The sequence below is a fragment of the Azospirillum lipoferum genome, from assembly GCF_024170005.1.
GTDB lineage: Bacteria > Pseudomonadota > Alphaproteobacteria > Azospirillales > Azospirillaceae > Azospirillum > Azospirillum lipoferum.
On sequence record NZ_JALJXJ010000003.1, the window covers coordinates 233,243 to 252,769 of the forward strand.

Annotated in this window: 19 protein-coding genes; 10 read left to right on the forward strand and 9 right to left on the reverse strand. The window is 67.1% G+C overall.

Annotated elements, in window-relative coordinates; all coding sequences use genetic code 11:
• The first annotated feature begins 3 nt into the window (after positions 1 to 3).
• The 3 genes from napA to J2848_RS08495 are packed head-to-tail and all read left to right on the forward strand — an operon-like array spanning position 4 to position 3,655.
• Positions 4 to 2,505 carry a nitrate reductase catalytic subunit NapA gene (gene napA / locus J2848_RS08485; protein ID WP_149229432.1) on the forward strand — a complete coding sequence of 834 codons (2,502 nt, stop codon included), beginning with the start codon at positions 4 to 6 and terminating at the stop codon, positions 2,503 to 2,505.
• A gap of 14 nt (positions 2,506 to 2,519) precedes the next feature.
• Positions 2,520 to 3,041 carry a nitrate reductase cytochrome c-type subunit gene (locus J2848_RS08490; protein WP_170306933.1) on the forward strand — a complete coding sequence of 174 codons (522 nt, stop codon included), beginning with the start codon at positions 2,520 to 2,522 and terminating at the stop codon, positions 3,039 to 3,041.
• Positions 3,038 to 3,655 (forward strand): NapC/NirT family cytochrome c, encoded by a 618-nt coding sequence (locus J2848_RS08495; protein ID WP_149229430.1) that lies wholly within the window; start codon positions 3,038 to 3,040, stop codon positions 3,653 to 3,655. The genes J2848_RS08490 and J2848_RS08495 overlap by 4 nt, the downstream gene beginning before the upstream one ends.
• A 92-nt stretch (positions 3,656 to 3,747) precedes the next feature.
• Here the strand turns inward: J2848_RS08495 and J2848_RS08500 are convergent, their stop codons facing one another.
• The 3 genes from J2848_RS08500 to J2848_RS08510 are packed head-to-tail and all read right to left on the reverse strand — an operon-like array spanning position 3,748 to position 6,055.
• Positions 3,748 to 4,791 carry a DUF4424 family protein gene (locus J2848_RS08500; RefSeq protein WP_149229429.1) on the reverse strand — a complete coding sequence of 348 codons (1,044 nt, stop codon included), beginning with the start codon at positions 4,789 to 4,791 and terminating at the stop codon, positions 3,748 to 3,750.
• 49 nt (positions 4,792 to 4,840) lie between these two features.
• Positions 4,841 to 5,215, reverse strand: a complete 375-nt coding sequence (locus J2848_RS08505; protein WP_149229428.1) for a hypothetical protein — start codon at positions 5,213 to 5,215, stop codon at positions 4,841 to 4,843.
• Positions 5,216 to 5,227: 12 nt separating this feature from the next.
• Positions 5,228 to 6,055 (reverse strand): PAS domain-containing protein, encoded by an 828-nt coding sequence (locus J2848_RS08510; protein ID WP_149229427.1) that lies wholly within the window; start codon positions 6,053 to 6,055, stop codon positions 5,228 to 5,230.
• 261 nt (positions 6,056 to 6,316) lie between these two features.
• On the opposite strand from J2848_RS08510, the gene carB reads away from it, so the two are divergent.
• Positions 6,317 to 9,565 (forward strand): carbamoyl-phosphate synthase large subunit, encoded by a 3,249-nt coding sequence (gene carB / locus J2848_RS08515; RefSeq protein ID WP_149229426.1) that lies wholly within the window; start codon positions 6,317 to 6,319, stop codon positions 9,563 to 9,565.
• Between the two features lie 96 nt (positions 9,566 to 9,661).
• Complete coding sequence (gene greA / locus J2848_RS08520) at positions 9,662 to 10,135, forward strand: transcription elongation factor GreA (RefSeq protein WP_012972887.1); 474 nt, start codon at positions 9,662 to 9,664, stop codon at positions 10,133 to 10,135.
• A 66-nt stretch (positions 10,136 to 10,201) separates the two neighbouring features.
• On the opposite strand, the gene J2848_RS08525 is transcribed toward greA, so the two are convergent.
• Complete coding sequence (locus J2848_RS08525) at positions 10,202 to 11,134, reverse strand: dienelactone hydrolase family protein (RefSeq protein ID WP_170306932.1); 933 nt, start codon at positions 11,132 to 11,134, stop codon at positions 10,202 to 10,204.
• Between the two features lie 169 nt (positions 11,135 to 11,303).
• On the opposite strand from J2848_RS08525, the gene chrA reads away from it, so the two are divergent.
• Positions 11,304 to 12,632 (forward strand): chromate efflux transporter, encoded by a 1,329-nt coding sequence (gene chrA, locus J2848_RS08530; RefSeq protein ID WP_149229424.1) that lies wholly within the window; start codon positions 11,304 to 11,306, stop codon positions 12,630 to 12,632.
• 50 nt (positions 12,633 to 12,682) lie between these two features.
• Here chrA and J2848_RS08535 read toward each other — a convergent pair whose 3' ends face one another.
• On the reverse strand, positions 12,683 to 13,243 hold the full coding sequence (locus J2848_RS08535; RefSeq protein ID WP_149229423.1) for an Lrp/AsnC family transcriptional regulator: 561 nt from the start codon (positions 13,241 to 13,243) through the stop codon (positions 12,683 to 12,685).
• 153 nt (positions 13,244 to 13,396) lie between these two features.
• Here J2848_RS08535 and J2848_RS08540 point away from each other — a divergent pair, with 153 nt between their 5' ends.
• From J2848_RS08540 to J2848_RS08550, 3 genes are all read left to right on the forward strand, one after another.
• Entirely contained in the window at positions 13,397 to 14,371 is a 975-nt protein-coding gene (locus tag J2848_RS08540; RefSeq protein ID WP_149229422.1) for a mitochondrial fission ELM1 family protein, read from the forward strand.
• Between the two features lie 160 nt (positions 14,372 to 14,531).
• A complete protein-coding gene (locus tag J2848_RS08545) occupies positions 14,532 to 15,188 on the forward strand; it encodes a 2OG-Fe(II) oxygenase (RefSeq protein WP_149229421.1) in 657 nt (218 codons plus the stop codon).
• Positions 15,189 to 15,266: 78 nt separating this feature from the next.
• Complete coding sequence (locus tag J2848_RS08550; RefSeq protein WP_149229420.1) at positions 15,267 to 15,899, forward strand: 2OG-Fe(II) oxygenase; 633 nt, start codon at positions 15,267 to 15,269, stop codon at positions 15,897 to 15,899.
• A 42-nt stretch (positions 15,900 to 15,941) separates the two neighbouring features.
• Here the strand turns inward: J2848_RS08550 and J2848_RS08555 are convergent, their stop codons facing one another.
• A complete protein-coding gene (locus J2848_RS08555; protein ID WP_149229419.1) occupies positions 15,942 to 16,520 on the reverse strand; it encodes a tyrosine phosphatase family protein in 579 nt (192 codons plus the stop codon).
• A 143-nt stretch (positions 16,521 to 16,663) separates the two neighbouring features.
• Entirely contained in the window at positions 16,664 to 17,299 is a 636-nt protein-coding gene (locus J2848_RS08560) for a DTW domain-containing protein (protein ID WP_246193612.1), read from the reverse strand.
• A 441-nt stretch (positions 17,300 to 17,740) separates the two neighbouring features.
• Between J2848_RS08560 and J2848_RS08565 the strand changes: the two genes are divergently transcribed.
• Positions 17,741 to 17,923, forward strand: a complete 183-nt coding sequence (locus J2848_RS08565) for a hypothetical protein (RefSeq protein ID WP_149229417.1) — start codon at positions 17,741 to 17,743, stop codon at positions 17,921 to 17,923.
• Positions 17,924 to 17,930: 7 nt separating this feature from the next.
• Here the strand turns inward: J2848_RS08565 and J2848_RS08570 are convergent, their stop codons facing one another.
• Positions 17,931 to 18,866, reverse strand: coding sequence for an ImuA family protein (locus J2848_RS08570; protein WP_149229416.1), 936 nt, complete (start codon positions 18,864 to 18,866; stop codon positions 17,931 to 17,933).
• Between the two features lie 108 nt (positions 18,867 to 18,974).
• On the reverse strand, positions 18,975 to 19,427 hold the full coding sequence (locus J2848_RS08575; RefSeq protein ID WP_149229415.1) for an SH3 domain-containing protein: 453 nt from the start codon (positions 19,425 to 19,427) through the stop codon (positions 18,975 to 18,977).
• Between the last annotated feature and the right edge of the window lie 100 nt (positions 19,428 to 19,527).

The following is a 19,527-nucleotide window of genomic DNA, read 5'->3' on the forward strand; positions in this document are numbered from 1 at the left end:
CGCATGTTTCTGTCCCGCCGCGATTACCTGAAGGCGCAAGCCGCCGCTGCCGCCGCCGCGGCGGCCGGAATTTCGCTGCCTGCCTCCGCCGCCAACATCCTGACCGGCGAAGGCGCCAAGCTGACCTGGTCGAAGGCCCCCTGCCGCTTCTGCGGTACCGGCTGCGGCGTGATGGTAGGCGTCAAGGACGGCCGCGTCGTCGCCACCCACGGCGACGTGAAGGCCGAGGTGAACCGCGGCCTGAACTGCGTGAAGGGCTATTTCCTGTCCAAGATCATGTATGGCGAGGACCGGCTGAACCAGCCACTGCTGCGCATGAAGGATGGGAAGTTCGACAAGGACGGCGAGTTCGAGCCGATCAGCTGGGACGCCGCCTTCGACATCATGGCCGCCAAGTGGAAGGAGACCCTGAAGAAGAAGGGTCCGACCGCCGTCGGCATGTTCGGCTCCGGCCAGTGGACCATCTATGAGGGCTATGCCGCCTCCAAGCTGATGAAGGCCGGCCTGCGCTCCAACAACCTGGACCCGAACGCCCGCCACTGCATGGCGTCGGCGGTGGCCGGCTTCATGCGTACCTTCGGCATGGACGAGCCGATGGGCTGCTACGACGACATGGAGCAGGCCGACGCCTTCGTGCTGTGGGGCTCCAACATGGCGGAGATGCACCCCATACTGTGGACGCGCGTCACCGACCGCCGGCTCAGCCATCCCGGCTGCAAGGTCGCTGTTCTGTCGACCTACGAGCACCGCAGCTTCGACCTCGCCGACATCGGCCTGGTCTTCACCCCCGGCTCCGACCTGGCGATCCTGAACTACATCGCCAACCACATCATCAAGACCGGCCGGGTGAACAAGGAGTTCGTCGAGAAGCACTGCAACTTCAAGCGCGGCCGCGACGACATCGGCTATGGCCTGCGTCCCGACAACCCCTTGGAGAAGAAGGCGAAGAACGCCGCCAACGCCAACGACTCCGACCCGATCAGCTTCGACGAGTTCGCCAAGTTCGTCGAGCCCTACACGCTGGACAAGGCGCACGAGCTGTCCGGCGTGCCGAAGAACCGGCTGGAAGCGCTGGCCGAGCTGTACGCCGACCCGAAGGTGAAGGTCGTGTCCTTCTGGACCATGGGCTTCAACCAGCATGTCCGCGGCGTCTGGGCCAACAACCTCGTCTACAACATCCACCTGCTGACCGGTAAGATCTCGCAGCCCGGATGCGGCCCCTTCTCGCTGACCGGCCAGCCGTCGGCCTGCGGCACCGCGCGCGAGGTCGGCACCTTCTCCCACCGGCTGCCGGCCGACATGGTGGTGACCAACCCCGAGCACCGCAAACACGCCGAGGAAATCTGGAAACTGCCGGAGGGGACCATCCCCGACAAGGTCGGCTACCACGCCGTCCAGCAGGACCGCATGCTCAAGGACGGCAAGCTCAACGCCTACTGGGTCATGTGCAACAACAACATGCAGACGGCCCCGAACACGGCGAAGGAGACCTTCCCCGGCTACCGCAACCCGGAGAACTTCGTCGTCGTCTCCGACCCCTACCCCACCGTGACGGCGCTGGCCGCCGACCTGATCCTGCCCACCGCCATGTGGGTGGAGAAGGAAGGTGGCTACGGCAACGCCGAGCGCCGCACCCAGCTGTGGCGCCAGCTGGTCGATGCACCGGACGGCGCGCGCTCCGACCTGTGGCAGATCATGGAATTCTCCAAGCGCTTCCGCATCGAGGAGGTGTGGCCGGAGGAGCTGCTGAACAAGAAACCGGAACTGCGCGGCAAGACGCTGTACGAGGTGCTGTTCCGCAATGGTCAGGTCGACCGCTTCCCACTCTCCGATCTCGACCCGAACTACAACAACTTCGAGGCCAAGGAAGCCGGCTTCTACGTCCAGAAGGGGCTGTTCGAGGAATATGCCGCCTTCGGCCGCGGCCACGGCCACGATCTGGCGCCCTTCGAGCAGTATCATCAGGAGCGCGGCCTGCGCTGGCCGGTGGTGGACGGCAAGGAGACCAAGTGGCGCTACCGCGAGGGCTCCGACCCGTACGTGAAGGCCGGCGAGGGCATGCGCTTCTACGGCAACAAGGACGGCAAGGCCAACGTCTTCGCCCTGCCCTACGAGCCGCCGGCCGAGGCGCCCGACGCCGACTATCCGTTCTGGCTGTCGACCGGCCGCGTGATCGAGCACTGGCACAGCGGGTCGATGACTCTCCGCGTGCCGGAACTGCGCAAGGCCTTCCCGAATGCCGTGGTGTTCATGCACCCCGACGATGCCAAGGAGCTGAACGTCCGGCGCGGGCAGGAGGTGCGCGTCACCTCGCGGCGCGGCGAGGTGCGGGTGCGGGTTGAGACGCGCGGGCGCAACAAGCCGCCGCGCGGTCTGGTCTTCGTCCCCTTCTTCGACCACACGGTCCTCATCAACAAGGTGACGCTCGACGCCACCGATCCCATCAGCAAGCAGACCGACTTCAAGAAATGCGCGGTCAAGATCACGCCCGTCGTGAACGCCTGAGGAGTGCCGGCATCATGAAGACCCGTTTCCTGATCGCCGCGCTGGCCCTGCTGGCCGGCATCCCGGCCCTGACCATCGGCGTCGCCACCAGCGGCGTGGCCGCCGACAAGCCCGCGGTCTCCAGCGGCACCGGCACCGTGGGGGGGATCAAGGTCCCTTCCACCAACCATCCGATCACCACGGACGTGCCGGCCGAGGCGACTCACCGCGAGATCACCGACGACCAGAAGCGCGTGCGCAACTACGCCGACCAGCCGCCGCTGATCCCGCACGCCATCCGCGACTATCAGATCGACCTGAACATCAACAAGTGCCTGACCTGCCACGACCGCCGCAACACGGCCGGCTCGCAGGCGCCGATGCTGTCGGTCACCCATTTCCAGGACCGTGACGGCCAGACGCTGGGCACGGTGGCGGCGCGCCGCTACTTCTGCACCCAGTGCCATGTGCCGCAGACCGACGCCCAGCCGATCGTTCCCAACAGCTTCCAAGACTTCGACTCGGTCCTGGGCCATGCCCAAGGCGGCCAGAAATGAAAATCCGCGACGCAGTGCTGTGCCTGTGGCGGCTGTTCGCCCGTCCCAGCGTCCATTTCGGCCTGGGTTTCCTGACGCTGGGCGGCTTCATCGCCGGCGTCGTCTTCTGGGGCGGCTTCAACACCGCGCTTGAGGCCACCAACAAGGAAGCCTTCTGCATCAGCTGCCACGAGATGCGTGACAATCCCTATGAGGAGTTGAAGCAGACCATCCACTTCACCAACCGGTCGGGCGTGCGCGCCAGCTGCCCGGACTGCCACGTCCCGCACCAGTGGACCGATAAGATCGCCCGCAAGATGCAGGCGTCGAAGGAGGTCTGGGGCAAGATCTTCGGCACCATCGACACCCGCGAGAAGTTCCTGGACAAGCGCCGCGAACTGGCCGAGCACGAATGGGCGCGGCTGAAGTCGAACAACTCGCTGGAATGCCGCAACTGCCACAGCGCCGATTCTATGGACATCACCAAACAGAATCCTCGCGCCGCGAAGATGCACGAGACCTACCTGTTCACCGGACAGAACACCTGCATCGACTGCCACAAGGGCATCGCCCACCACCTGCCCGACATGCAGGGGATCGAGCCCGGCTGGAGCATGAAGACCAGCCAGAAGTAAGCGTCCGAGCAAGAAAACAGCCCCGCTTCCGGAAAGAGCGGGGCTGTTGCCGTTTCACGGGAAACGCCGCCGGCTCCGTCCGAACAGTGGCATCAGGGGACTTTCGCCCGGACGAACACCAGCAGGCGGATGTCACGGTCGGGAACGAACCCGGCGATCGTCGATTCGAAGGTCGTCGGCCCGGTCTTGGTCAGGCCGTTCCAGCACAGCGACAGGATGTTCTCCGGGGCACCCTTGTCGAGGGTCAGATGGAAGCGGCCGATCGGACCGCGCCAGTTGCGGGCCGTGGTCAGGATATATTCGATCTCCGCGGCGCCATAGGGCATGGCCGGCGACGGTTGCTTGGCCCGTGCCGCGGCCAGTGTCCGCCGCGCCGCGCCGTCCAGACAATAGCGGTCGCCCCCAGCCGCCTTTCGGTCCACCTCGCCGACATGGCGCCCGACCACCTCGCGCCCGTCGATCTTGGTCACGTCATCGATAAGGGCGCTGCCAAGGAAGGTCCGATAGACATGGCGGACGCGCACGTCCCGTCCCGGCGGAAAAATCTGCGTCCAGAAATAGCGGGTGCGCAGCGTCCATTGCGGGTTGTTGTCGTCCTCGCCGGTCTGGATCAATCCGGCTTCGCGCAGCCGGGCCAGTGCCGCCGGATCCAGTTTCCGCGCGTAGTCATCGTAGGCGCCCGGCGCCCAGGGCGTCATGCCCAGCGCCCCCGCCGCCTCCACGGCCACTGTTACGTCCCGCCCCTGGAAGACGGCCCGCCGCTCCAGGGAGGGCTGCACCGGCCGGTCGTCGATCCACAGGCGGAAATCGAGGAAGTCATCGGCCTGCTTGGGAAACCCCCATGCCGGCGCCGTCAGGCCTTGCGACAGGTCGAGATCCGGCAGCGGAAAGGCCACCAGCGTTTCGACCGGTCGGTCGCTGACGTTGCGGAAGACGTAGGAGACGCGGATCTCCTCCAGCCCGATCCACAGATCCTCCGACCGCATCTCGATGGCGTCGGTTTTGGTCAGCTCGATCCCGCCGGTACCCTGGAAACCGGTGCTGTCGTTGGCCGACGCCCTGCCCCCCGCCACCGGCAGAAGCAGCATCGCCACAAGGGCGGCGCCAACACTCCAGCGGTTTCTCGTGTCGGCCATCACCCCGCTCCCACAATCCCATCGTCCCAATCAGCCGCCGGCCGGCAGGTCATCCCAGCAGCGCCACCACCGACAGCGCCAACAGCGTCACCAGCACTGCCTCGCCAAGCCCAACCAGCCCGCGCAAACCCAGAGCGATAGCCCAGGTGGTCAGGTCGCGGCGGTGGCGGACCTCCTTCAGCAGGCGTTCCTGGATGCCGGCAACGGTGCGGCGGGCCGACAGACTGGCGATTCCGCCAACCAGCGCCACCAATCCCGTACCCAGCACGAAATACAAGGCGCCCTTCCAGCCGGCGAAATGGTCGGGGTCGCTCAGGTAATGCCCGGCGCCGACGATGATCCAGACCGCCGCCGGCCAGACGCCGACGATTTCCGGCCCCGGTCCTTCTTCCTTTGATCCTTCTCCCCTTTGCGCGTCGCCCATCGCAGGCCCCCCTCAGCCACCCGGCACATGGCGGTAGGCCAGCACACGGGTCGCCGGCCCACCTTCCACGTCGGCGAGCGGCAGCAGCAGTTCGACGAACTTCGCCCCCGGCAGCATCGGATCGTCGCGCACCAGCAGGCAGCGCGGCTCGCCGCTCTCCAGGCAGGCGCGCAGGTCGGACAGCCAGCGCTTTGCCGCCTGTTCCGGATGGCAGTCGGTCACCCGCCGCGTCGTCGGCCGCTCGGCCAGCCGGCGTTGCAGGGCGCGGCCGCAAGACCTGTAGACGAAATCGCTGCCGTCGGCGGTCGGCTCCATCAGGGCGATGCGCGGCACGCTCTCGCGCACCTGCGAGGTGTCGATCTCCGTCGCCAGCGGCATGCGGCGCTTGCGCTTCAGCCGGAGCCAGTGGGTGTAGAGCACCCGGACCTGCGGCGACTGCTCCACATCGATCGGGTCGGCCCGGCAGGGCGGCGGCGGCACGTCGAGCACCGGCGTCGCGACCGGCGCATCGGCGAAGGCGGCGGCGGCAGGCACCGGCTGGGAGACGGGCGGCATGGGCCGCGAGGCCGCAGCGGTGACCAGCGTGTGCGCCTGTCCGACCGGCGTGTGGCCGATCCGACCGCCGTGCTTCTTCAGCATCGGCAGCGGCGCCCAGGCGGTGCAGGTGTGATAGCCCTTGGTGACGCGGCGGTAGTCCTGGCTGCTGGCGGTGCGGCACTCCCCCTCCACCCCATGACGGGCGACGTACACCAGCGTGTTGTCCTCCGACAGCGCACGCTCGCCACCCCACGAGACGCAGGCGGCGCAGGCGCGGCTGTCCTTGGCGAATGCGTGGCTCATCGGGGCGTATCTCCAATGGGTATGCGAAACGGGAGAATGGGAATTGATGCGTCCCTTTCCCCCGCGGTTCAAGGGCCGCATGGGGCGGCAGTGCTGTGCCCGAGATTCAGTCATGCGAGGGTGACATCCATGCCACCCCTTCCCCCCCGGCCCCGAACCCCCTATAAGGGGGCCTTGCACGACATGCCCATCCCGCTCTCCGTCTCCGGTCCCCCGGCGCCGGGGGGTTTTCGGCTGACCACATTTCAGAGAAGCGGACCCATGCCCAAACGCACCGACATCAAATCCATCTGCATCATCGGCGCGGGTCCGATCGTCATCGGACAGGCTTGCGAGTTCGACTATTCCGGCGTCCAGGCGTGCAAGGCGCTGCGCGAGGAAGGCTACCGGGTCATCCTCGTCAACTCCAACCCTGCCACCATCATGACCGACCCCGGTCTGGCCGACGCCACCTACATCGAGCCGATCACCCCGGCCGTCGTCGCCAAGATCCTGGAGAAGGAGCGTCCCGACGCCCTGCTGCCGACCATGGGCGGCCAGACCGCGCTGAACACGGCGATGGCTCTGTCCGACGACGGCACGCTGGAGCGGCTCGGCGTGGAGATGATCGGCGCCAAGCGCGACGTCATCGCCAAGGCCGAGGATCGCATCCTGTTCCGCGACGCCATGGACAAGCTGGGCCTCGAATCGCCAAAGTCTCGCATGGTCCGCACGCTCGACGAGGCGATGGACGCGCTGGAGTTCGTCGGGCTGCCCGCCATCATCCGCCCAAGCTTCACGCTGGCCGGCACCGGCGGCGGCATCGCCTACAACCGGGCGGAGTTCGAGGACATCGTGCGCGGCGGCCTGCGCGCCAGCCCGGTCGGCGAGGTGCTGATCGAGGAATCGGTGCTGGGCTGGAAGGAATACGAGATGGAGGTCGTGCGCGACGGCGCCGACAACTGCATCATCGTCTGCGCCATCGAGAACATCGACCCGATGGGCGTCCACACCGGCGACTCGATCACGGTGGCGCCGTCGCTGACGCTGACCGACAAAGAATACCAGATCATGCGCGACGCCTCGATCGCCGTGCTGCGCGAGATCGGCGTGGACACCGGCGGATCGAACGTCCAGTTCGCGGTCAACCCGGCCAACGGCCGCCTGATCGTCATCGAGATGAACCCGCGCGTGTCGCGCTCCTCGGCGCTGGCGTCGAAGGCCACCGGCTTCCCGATCGCCAAGATCGCCGCCAAGCTGGCCGTCGGCTACCGGCTGGACGAGCTGACCAACGACATCACCGGCACCACGCCCGCCAGCTTCGAGCCGACGATCGATTACGTCGTCACCAAGATGCCGCGCTTCACCTTCGAAAAGTTCAAGGGGTCGGAGCCGCTGCTGACCACCTCGATGAAGTCGGTGGGCGAGGCGATGTCGATCGGCCGCACCTTCCAGGAGTCGGTGCAGAAGGCCCTGCGCTCGATGGAGACCGGCCTCACCGGCTTCAACGAGCTGAAGATCGGTGGGGAGGAGAACCCGGACCGCACCGCCATCCGCGGTGCGCTCGCCACTCCCACCCCGGACCGCCTGCTGGTGATCGCCCAGGCCTTCCGCCACGGCTTCACCGTGGAAGAGGTCCAGGCCGTCTCCAAGTACGACCCGTGGTTCCTGGAGCAGATCAAGGCGATCACCGACCGCGAGGCGGCGATCCGCGCCGGCGGCCTGCCGACCGACAAAGCCGGCTGGCTGAAGCTGAAGCAGATGGGTTTCTCCGACGCCCGTCTGGCCGAGCTGGCCAAGACCACCGAGGCCGCCGTCGCGACCGCCCGCCGTCTGGCCGGCGTCACCCCGGTCTACAAGCGCATCGACACCTGCGCCGCCGAATTCGCGTCGGCCACCCCCTACATGTACTCGACCTACGAGACCGACGGGACCGGCGAGGCGGAGTGCGAGTCGGACCCGACCGACAAGCGCAAGGTCGTCATCCTCGGCGGCGGTCCGAACCGCATCGGCCAGGGCATCGAGTTCGACTATTGCTGCGTCCATGCCGTCTATGCCCTGCAGGAGGCCGGCATCGAGACCATCATGGTCAACTGCAACCCGGAGACCGTCTCCACCGACTACGACACCGCCGACCGCCTGTATTTCGAGCCGCTGACGGCCGAGGACGTGGTGGAACTGGTGCGGGTCGAGCAGCGCAACGGCACCGTGCTGGGCTGCATCGTGCAGTTCGGCGGCCAGACCCCGCTGAAGCTCGCCGCCGCCTTGGAGGCCGCCGGCATCCCGATCCTGGGCACCTCGCCCGACGCCATCGACCTGGCCGAGGATCGCGAACGCTTCCAGAAGCTGCTGCACGAGCTGAACCTGAAGCAGCCGGCCAACGGCCTCGCCCGCTCGCTGGAAGAGGCTGAAGCGGTCGCCGCCCGAATCGGCTTCCCGGTCGTCATCCGTCCGTCCTACGTGCTGGGCGGCCGCGCGATGGAGATCGTCCATGACATGGCCGGGCTCCAGCGCTACATGGGCACCGCCGTGCAGGTGTCGGGCAAGAACCCGGTGCTGATCGACAGCTACCTGCAGGACGCCATCGAGGTCGACGTCGACGTCGTCTGCGACGGCACCGACGTCTATGTCGCCGGCGTGATGGAGCACATCGAGGAGGCCGGCATCCATTCCGGTGACAGCGCCTGTGCCCTGCCGCCCTACACGCTGCCGGCCGACACCATCGCCGAGATCAACCGCCAGTCGGACGCGCTCGCCCGCGCCCTGAAGGTGGTCGGCCTGATGAACGTGCAGTTCGCGGTCAAGGCCGGCACCGTCTACATCCTGGAGGTCAATCCGCGCGCCAGCCGCACGGTGCCCTTCGTCGCCAAGGCCACCGGCACCGCCATCGCCAAGATCGCGGCCCGCGTCATGGCGGGGGAGAAGCTGTCCTCCTTCACCCTGAACGGCCCGACCCCGCCGCACACCGCGGTCAAGGAAGCGGTCTTCCCCTTCGCCCGCTTCCCCGGCGTCGACATCGTGCTGGGTCCGGAGATGAAGTCGACGGGCGAGGTCATGGGCCTCGACCACAACTTCGCGCTGGCCTTCGCCAAGGCGCAGCTCGGCGCCGGCGTCACCCTGCCGGTCAAGGGCAGCGTCTTCGTCTCGGTCAAGGACCACGACAAGCCGGCGCTGGCGGTGATCTCCAAGAAGCTGCACGAGATGGGCTTCCGCATTCTCGCCACCTCCGGCACCGCCAAGGTGCTGAGCGATGCCGGCGTGCCGGCGGAGACCATCAACAAGGTGGTCGAAGGCCAGCCGCACATCGTCGATGCCATGATCAACGGCAACGTGCATCTGGTCATCAACACCACGGAAGGCGCCCAGGCCCTGTCCGACAGCTTCAGCCTGCGTCGCACCGCGCTGACCTACAACATTCCGTACTATACGACGGTGGCGGGAGCACGCGCGGCGGTGGAAGCGATTGCCGCACTCCGGAACGGCAGCCTTGAAGTCGCCCCGTTGCAGTCGTACCTTAGCGGATCGTATTAAGGACGGACGACGGCGCGGCGGACCTCCTCCGCGCCGTCTTCGTCCTTGATGTCGCTTTGGACAGGTCGAACGACTGCAAGCGGTGATGGACCGAACATGGAAAAAGTTCCGATGACAGCGGCGGGCTTCAACCGCCTCCAGGAGGAATTGAAGCACCTTAAGATCACCGAACGCCCGGCGGTCATCAAAGCCATCGCGGAAGCCCGCGAACATGGCGACCTTTCGGAAAACGCCGAGTACCACGCGGCGCGCGAACGTCAGAGCTTTATCGAAGGCCGTGTGCTGGAGCTTGAGGACAAGATCAGCCGTGCCGAGGTCATCGACCCGGCCAAGCTGACCGGCAGCACCGTGAAGTTCGGCGCGACCGTGACCCTGGCCGACCAGGACACGGACGAGGAGACGACCTATCAGATCGTCGGCCAGGACGAGAGCGACATCAAGAACCGCCTTCTGTCGATCCAGGCGCCGCTGGCCCGCGCCCTGATCAACAAGTCCGTCGGCGACAGCGTGGAGGTCTCCACCCCCGGCGGTTCCAAGCTGTACGAGATCGTTTCGGTCGAGTTCCGTTGAGGGCGTAACTCCCTCCCCCGGATTGTCCCCTCTCCTCACGCAGGAGAGAGGACAATCCGGCACTCCTCACCCCCCAAGCTTTTCCTTGAAGAACTCATTCACCCGCCGGATCGCATCCGAGCGGGCGTCTTCGTCCGTGCCGACATGGGCGGTGCCGCCGGGAGCGGTGGCGAGGTTCTTGCGCTTGCGCACCGGGGCGTCCGGCGAGTCGAAACCGTGATAGGCGTCGGGATAGACCACCAGATCGACCTTGCCCTTGACCCCGTCGCGGCCGGACAGTTCGACGCAGGTCTCCGGCGGGGTCCAGTCGTCCTTGCCACCGACCAGCAGAAGCAGCGGACCGTCGGGCTGCCAGTCCTCATTGCTCAGCGCCGACTTGCAACCGGGGTAGAAGGCCACCGCGGCGCGGAAGCCGCCCTCCTCGGTCCCGGCCGGTCCATCCTCGCCGGCGCCATAGGCGGCCATCACCGTACCCGCTCCCTGCGACCAGCCGATCAGGCCGATGCGCTCATGATCGACCTCCGGCCGCTTGCGCAGGAAGGCCAGCGCCGCCCAGGCGTCGCGCTTGCGCTCCACCGTGGCGCGGACAGTGCGGTCCTTCAGCGCGGTGGTGCAGACCTCCTCCACGTCGCGCGGGCCGAAGCTGTCGACCATCAGCACCTCGTAGCCCTGGCGCTGCAAATGGGTGGCCCACCAGACATGACGCGGCGATACCCGGCCGTTGCGGGTATAGAGACCGCCGCAGCCATGCAGCATCACCACCGCTGGATGCGGGCCGTTGCCCGCCGGGCGCAGCAGCCGGCCGTTCAGCATCGTCGGCGCGCCACCGGTCAGATCCCCGTCGACGGACGGGAAACGCACGATCTCCTCGGCATGGACACCGACCGCGGCCTGTGCCGGCTTCGCCAGCAGGGCCAGCCCGCCAACAGCGCTCACCCCGATACCGGCACACAGCGCCGCCCCCAACACAGCCGCAAGACCGCGGGTGGAAGCCTTCATTCTGCAGCGTCCCCGACTTCCGGCGCCGGCCCCGACGGCGGCGCTCGCGGTTGCAATATTAAACCTCTGCGATGCGGAAGACCATGGGCGCCCGGCAATTGTCCCCGATGGCGCTTCCGCCCGACGGCGAAGGCTGCCTTGCTGCCGCGTTTGCGCTAGGGTGTGGACCATGAACGACTCCCCATCCCCCATTCCGGCTTCCATCCCGGCCCCCGTTCCTGCCTTTTCCGCCTTCTGTCTCTACTGGCTTCGGCTGGGGCTGACCAGCTTCGGCGGGCCGGCCGGACAGATCGCGATGATGCAGAGCGAACTGGTCGACCGCCGCCGCTGGATCGACCAGACCCGGTTCCTGCACGCGCTGAACTTCTGCATGCTGTTGCCGGGACCGGAGGCGCAGCAGCTCGCCACCTATGTCGGCTGGCGGATGTATGGCGTGCGCGGCGGGCTGGTGGCGGGTGGGCTGTTTGTTCTGCCGGGCGCCCTGGTACTGCTGGCCCTGTCCTGGATCGCCGCCGCCCATGGCGACACCGGGCTGGTCGGCGCGCTGTTCGACGGCATCAAGCCGGCGGTGGTGGCGATCATCGCCGCCGCGGTCTGGCGCCTGGGCCGCCGCACGCTGAAGGGACCGCCCGCCGTTGCCATGGCCGGTGCCGCCTTCCTGGCTCTGGCGGTGTTGCACCTGCCCTTCCCGCTGGTGATCGGCGCCGCGGCGGTGATCGGGGGCGTGGCGGCGCGTCTGGGCCGCCACTGGTTCGCCCACCCCCATCCGGTGGCGGAGGACGGCGGCGGCACCGACTTGGCCGAACCCGCGCCGAAGGCCAGCCGGCTGCTGCTCCTGCTTGGGCTGGGCATGGTGCTGTGGCTGGTTCCGGTGGGGGCGATCCTGCTGGCTTTCGGAGCCGATCCCTGGCGAGGCGTCGCGGCGCTGTTCACCAAGGCCGCCTTCGTCACCTTCGGCGGCGCCTATGCCGTGCTGCCCTACATCGCCGGGCAGGCGGTGGACAGCTATGGCTGGCTCAGTTCGCGGGAGATGATCGACGGTCTGGCGCTGGCCGAGACGACTCCGGGCCCGCTGATCCTGGTCACGCAATATGTCGGCTTCTTCGCCGGCTGGAACCGGCCGGGCGCGCTGTCGCCGGCGCTGGCGGGGACGCTGGGGGCGGCGCTGACGACCTACGTCACCTTCCTGCCCTGCTTCCTGTTCATCTTCGCCGGCGCCCCCTATCTGGAACGGCTGATCCACAACCGTCTGGCCGCGGGAGCGCTGGCCGCCATCGCCGCGGCGGTGGTGGGGGTCATCCTGAACCTGGGCGTCTATCTGGGAATGGCGGTACTGCTGCCGGACGGGCAGCACACGGCAGGCAGCCTGATCTGGGCCTGGGCGATCATGCTGACAGCACTTTACGCGCTGACCCGCCGGGGGGTGGCGATCCACTGGGTGGTGGCGGGGGGAGCGGCGGCGGGCCTGATCCAGGCGCTCGCCGCATCTTCCTTGTAAAAACCGAGACTTCTGAATTCGAGACGGGACCCGCGCAGCGCCGGCCCAAACTAACGCCGGGTGGCGCGGGCGGGCGTTTCGTCCTCGACGTAATCCTCGTCCTCGTCATCCTCCGTCCCTTCCGGGATGTCGGGCGAATCGACGTCGATGGGAACGCCGGGGGTGTGCTTGCTGGTGCGGATCGACAGCGCCGACTTCACATGGGCGACGTTGGGCGCCGCCGTCAGCTTGGTCGTCAGGAAGCGCTGGTAGTCGTCCCAGTCCTCCGCCACGATCTTCAGCACGAAGTCATATTCGCCGGCCAGCATGTTGCACTCACGAACCAGCGGCCAGCTGTTGACGAGCTCCTCGAATTTCTTTAGGTCCGCTTCGGCCTGGCTGCTGAGGCCGACCTGGGCGAACACCGTGACGCCGAACCCCAGTGCATCGGGGTTGACGTCGGCGTGGTAGCCACGGATGAATCCCGCCTCCTCCAGCGCGCGGACGCGGCGCAGGCAGGGCGGAGCGGAGATGCCGGCACGTCGGGCAAGCTCCACATTGGTCATCCGGCCGTCGTTCTGCAGATCGCGCAGAATCCGACGGTCAATTCGGTCGAGTTTGACCCGCCGCATGGTTTTACTCGGTCGCTCCGGGGGTGATTTGGAGAAAGGATATTACACGGGCATGGTGTCTACGCCAAGACGGAAACCCCCGCAAGGGCGAGCAACCCGGATGACGGTCTTTTCGCCGCAGTACCCTTCACAGCTTCAACAATCCGAGTTCTCATGCAACCTCTGACTTGTTGGGTCGTGTCGGACGGCAAGGCCGGCATGGAAAACCAATGCATCGGTCTGGCGGAGTCGCTTGGCCTGACGCCGATCGTCAAGCGCGTGCACCTGCGCACGCCCTGGCGCCAGCTGACCCCCTATTTCCGCATCGGCAACCGGTTCGCCGCCGGCCCCAAGGGCGATCCGGTGGAGCCGCCCTGGCCCGACCTGCTGATCGGTACCGGGCGGCAGTCCATCGCCGTCTCGCTGGCGGTGCGCCAGCAGTCGGGCGGCCGCACCTTCACCGTCCAGATCCAGGATCCGGTGATGAACCCGCGGCATTTCGACCTGATCGTCGTGCCGCGCCACGACAAGCTGCGCGGCGACAATGTGCTGGTGACCCGCGGCGCCCTGCACCGGGTGACGTCGGCCATCCTGGCCGACGCGGCGGAGCGGTTCGGCCCCCGTCTGGCCCATCTGCCGCACCCGCGCATCGCCGTGCTGATCGGCGGCGACAACGGCGTCTACCGCCTGACGCCCACCATCATGGGCGACGTGGCCGAACGGCTTGCCAACCTGACGCGCAGCCATGGCGCCGGGCTGATGGTCACCCCGTCGCGCCGCACCGGCGCCGACAATGAGGCGATCCTGCGCGCCCGCCTGTCCGGCCTGCCGGCGGAGGTGTGGGACGGCACCGGCGAGAATCCTTACTTCGCCTATCTCGGCCTCGCCGATGCGGTGGTGGTGACCTGCGACAGCGTGTCGATGACGTCGGAGGCCTGCTCCACCGGAAAGCCGGTCTACGTGATCGAGTTGGAGGGTGGATCACCGAAGTTCCGCGCCTTCCATGACGGGCTGTACCAGGACGGCATCACCCGGCCCTTCGACGGTTCGCTGGACCAGTGGAGCTATTCACCGCTGAACGAGACGGAGGTTGTGGCCGACGAGGTGCGCCGCCGCCTGTCCGCCCACCGGAAGCGGTTCGGCCTCTGACAACAGGCCGGCGGGGTGCGGCGCGACCAATGCGCGCACCCCGCTGGTACGACCAGTTTGGGGGCAGAGTTCCGCCGCAGACCATGCCATAAGCGCGGGCAAACCGGCCGTCTCACAGACACGGTCCGGGGTCGTCCTTCCATTCGGAACTTCCGCCACCATGACCACCCCCGACGCCGTTTCCGCCTCCTTCCTGCGTTGCCTGGAGAACAGCCGGTTGTTCGGCCAGCCATACAATCACTGGCTGCTGTCCGAAGCGCTGCCGGAAGAGGCCGCCGACGCCATAGCAGACCTGCCCTGGGGTCCGCCGCCGGTGTCCGACACTTACGGCAAGCGCGAGACCAACAACGCGTCGCGCACCTATTTCGGCGAGGAGAGCCGCGGCAAATACGCAGTGTGCGAGACGGTGGCCCAGGCCTTCCAGAGCCGTCCTGTGGTGGACGCCATCCAGAAGACCTGCGACGTCGACCTGACCGGCACCAGCCTGCGCATCGAATATTGCCAGGACACCGACGGCTTCTGGCTGGAGCCGCACACCGACATCGGTGTCAAGAAATACACGATGCTGATCTATCTCTCGAAAGGGGCGAACTGCTCGCACTGGGGCACCGATGTGCTGGACGAGAGCCGGACGGTCGTCGCCCGTGCGCCCTACGCCTTCAACGAGGGGCTGATCTTCATCCCCGGCAGCAACACCTGGCACGGCTTCGAAAAGCGCCCCATCGACGGCGTGCGCAAGTCGATCATCGTCAATTATGTCGGCCCCGAATGGCGGGCGCGGCAGGAACTATGCTTCCCCGACAAACCTGTTGCATAAAACTTCGGTCGTGGTTAAGTGACGCCGGTTTTGGGGGGCAAAGCCACCGTCGGCACGCTCTTTGGGAGTTTCTTACCCATGTCCATGCTTGATCTGGACAAGTTCCGCGCCACCCCCCTGCAGCACGATCCCTATGATTTCCTGTGCGTTCCGGGGTTTGTGAAGCGGGAGTATCTTGAAGAGCTGCACCGCGACTATCCCAAGGTGGACCGGCCCGGCTCGATCCCGCTGGGCGTCTTCCCCCAGGGGCCGAGCTTCGACCGGATGATCGCCGAACTGAAGGGACCGGAGGTCTGCAAGGCCTTCTCTGACAAGTTCGATCTGGATCTGTCGAAGTACCCGACCATGTTCACCGCGCGCGGCATGTGCCGGCCGACCGACGGCAAGATCCATCCGGATTCGGCCAGCAAGGTCATCACCGTGCTGATCTACATGAACCCGCCCTGGGAGGCGACCGGCGGCCGCCTGCGCATCCTGCGCTCACAGAACCTGGAGGATTACGCCGCCGAGGTTCCGCCGGAGGAAGGCACCCTGATGTGCTTCCGCCGCAGCGACACCTCGTGGCACGGCCACTATCCCTTCGAAGGCCAGCGCCGCGCGATCCAGATGAACTGGGTCAAGGGCAGCGTCTATATCTGGCACGAACAGTGGCGCCACCGCGTCGGCGCCTGGGCGAAGGGTGTCTTCGGCGGCCAGTCGGCCGGCTATTGAGGAAAAGGACGAGGGGCGGCGCCCGCCTCGATCGGCTGCCCCTCAGTCGATCAGATCCTCGACCTCGCGGATGCGGCCGTTGTCGATCATGAACTGAACCAGTTCCGGGCGCTGCTTGCCGAGCTTGCGGTGGCGCTGGCGCACAGCGGCGATCAGGTCGCCGTTGCGGCCGAGGATGTCGTCGGCGAATTCGATCATGCGCAGGTTGGGCCAGGTCTGGGCCCGGATGGCGACCACCGCCCCCACCGCATCGGCCGCCGGCAGATCGGGACGCGCCTGCGCCAGGATCATGGTCAGCGCTGCGGTGGACCGTGACACACCGGCATGGCAGTGGACCAGCAGGTGGCGGCAATCCACCGGTTCGGCCAGCAGGTCGCGGCCGAAGGCCAGGATGCGTTCCACATCCGACCGTTCCGGCGCGATCTGGCCCTGGGTCGGTTCGATGACGTCGTGGAAGCGCAGCTCCAGCCGCTCATGCTCGCCGTAATCGCCGAAGTCGCTCGGCTCCGTCATCTCGGGATCGAGGATCGACAGCACATGGCTGACCTTGCCGCCGCCGAAATTGCAAAGCTCGCTGAGACCGCAGACCGTCAGGCCGAAAGGCACGAAATCGCTGGCCATCATTCTCTCGTTCGATTGCGGGAGGAGGAAGACAGGGGAGCTGGGAAGCCGCATTTGGCACCCGCCGCCCCGCCGCCGTCAACCCGCCAACCGTTCGTACACGAGATCATCACATGCTGTGCCGGCGCTTCTCTCCGGCCCCGTCACTCCTCTCCGCCGGCCTCCGCCTCCTCCTCGGCCCCGGCGGCATCGCCAGCCGGCGGCAGGGTCGGCCGTGGGCGACGGGTGCGCAGCTTCTTCAGCAGCAGCGAGAAAGGCTTCAGCGCGGTATCCAGGATGGTCTGATCCCCCTCCAGCCGCGACAGCAGGAAGGCACCGGCCTCCAGAGTGGAGACGCTGTCGCGCCGCGGCTCCTTGCGCGCCTGCCCATAAAGCGAGCGGAACTGCGGGTTCAGCACGATGCGGCGGCATTTCAGCAGCCAGGCATTGCGCCACCACAGGGTCTTGGCCTGGCTCCAGGTGCCGTCCAGGACGATGACGCCCTCCAGATCCTCCAGGATCTCGGCACTGTCGCGCAACGGCTGGCCATTCTTGTCGACCACCGCCACCTCCGGCCGGGGAGCGCCGTCCTCCTTCACCGGGCCGAGATACAGCACGCCCCAGCGCTTGGGATCGACCTCCCGCCCCAGGATGCGCTTCAGGCCCGGCCAGCTCAGCCCGACCTTCACCAGCGAATTGGCGAACTGCAGGTGGGCGATCTGGGCGGTGCCCAGATTCTCCCGCTTCTCCTGCGGGTGCTGCAGGATCAGCAGGAACACGCCGTTGTCGATCGGTTGCACTGCCTCGCAAATGCACAGATGATTAGGTTTTAGGCAATTTGGGCAGGAGTCGGGTGCGGTGGCGCTGTGCATGGGAGGTACGCATTCCTTGAAGGGGATTGGTCGCGAATATGGGTTGGAACGACGCGGAAGGGAACACATCTCACACAGGACAGCGGCGATGCCCGATCGAAAGGCGATGTCCGCCACGGCGTGTACGACAGATCCCCCCAGAGTCCCTCCGATTCCCTAGCGTCATACCGGTTCATGTGGGTTCAAGTGGCTTCGTATAAACCGTTTGTAGAGACTTAGTCGTGTGTCATGGAACTCGTGTGACGCGCTTAACAGCTGGCCTGGAACTTGCGTAGTTATTATCCAGGCAAACAGGACGACGGGTGGGCCAGGACCGGCCTTAGTCAGGCTGATCCGCGGTGCCATCCGGCGCTCAGAAGGAGACCTGCCATGCTGCCCGCCCATCTTGCCGACCGCCTGCTGAAACAGCACCGCGATGCCGACAGCGCGGAATTCGCCCGTCAGCTGCCGCTCTATGCTCCGCTGGATGCGGATGACCCGCGCTGGATGACCGAGCCGGACGGCACGGAGCAGCCCGCCCGCCGCGAGCCTGATTGGGCCACCAACTACTGATCGGCACTCAGCCTGCGATGGCCGGTTTGCGGTGATCCGACGAGCGACCCTGTCGGTTGTCGGACATCAGCTGCCGGGTCATCGGCTGCCGGGCCGGCCATAGCCTGGGGTCGCTTTGCACGGCCTGCCCAAGGCCGCTCCCATCCTCTTTCCCCATGTCGCGCCACCCCGCCCCATCCCAGGCAAGGGTCCAGCGTCCGGCGCATCCGCCCCGGCACCGTTCCAGCGCGACCGACCAGCGCGGCATCCCCAGACCCGGCAGTCCCCCGGCCGGGCGTGGAACTACATCCTTTTCATCCAGGCTGGGGACGGCATCCAGCCGCCAGCGGGTCACAGCGGCGCTGAGCCCCTCCGCCCGCCCACCCTCCATCTGCCGACCACCCGTCCGCCAGTTGCGTCCGCCCGACGCGCCGACGCCCAAATCCAGCAGGAAGCCGGTCACCCCCGACGACTCGGCGGCCAGTTGCAGACGCCGGCTGGTGGTCAGGTCCAGTTCCTCCAGTTCGCCCAGCACCACAGACAGGGCGGAGCAACGCAACGCCTCCTCCATTGCCCACAGCGCATCGACCGGCCGTACCGCCCGCACAGCCACCAGCCGGTCCGGTGTCAGCCCGTAGGCCGCCAGCCCTGGGGCATACAGGTCGCGCCCGCGCAGGATCCACAGTGCCGGCGTTTTCGGGGTCGCCAGCCGGGCCAGGAGTGCCGCGGCGAATCCGGTGCCCGCCCCCGGGTCCTTCGCCGCCACCATATGCAGGCAGCCAAGCGGCAGCCCGCCGTCGGGCAGATGGCCGTCAACCGACTCGACACCGAACGGCAGGGTCCGCCCTCCCTCCCCGCCTGCTCCCTCGATCCGCCGGATGCGTGCGCGCAGATCGGCCAACGTGCCGGCACGATCGCGCGGCGCAGCCTCCGTGGACGGAGAGGGGGACGACGGCACAGACATGACTCGGCTCCGCTCGACAGGCTTATGTTCCTGATATGTTCTATCACGGAAGCCTGTCGAGGGGGGAGTCTGCGACTCCTGTCTTGTTCTGTGACCGTCTGCTCCAGTTTAGTTTGCGATGGGCGTGGCGCCGATCTTTCCGCGCGGGGCCGCCTTGATGGTCGGACCAGCATTGTCGGCGGGCTTCGCCACGGTGGTGGAGGTGCCGCGGCTGCCGCGCGGCGTGTTGCCCTTCAGGCTCAGCAGGTGCAGCCGGACATAGGCGGTGGACCCGCCGACCTTCACCGCCACCCAGTCGCTGTTGCGCACCCTGCCCAGCGTGGTCACCGCCTGACCGGCCCCCAGCGTGGCGATGACGCCCGAACCGCCCGTCGGCTGGGCATAGGCCGGCGTCGGCCTGTCCACCTGCCACTCCCCATAGATCGGCTCCAGCCCGGTCCCCGTTTCGGGCGCCGTCCGCACGGTCGGCGGATTCGGAACCCGCTGGTACGGCATGCAGCCGGGAACCATCAGCGTGGCCAGGGCCACCATCAAGGGAAGGGTACGCAGACGCCGGATCATCGCTCACCTTGGAGATGGAACGGTGCTTTGCAGGAGCGGGGCAAACAGAGGACGGCAAACAAGGAGTGTGAACCTTCGACGCGACCATACAGGAGGCAGC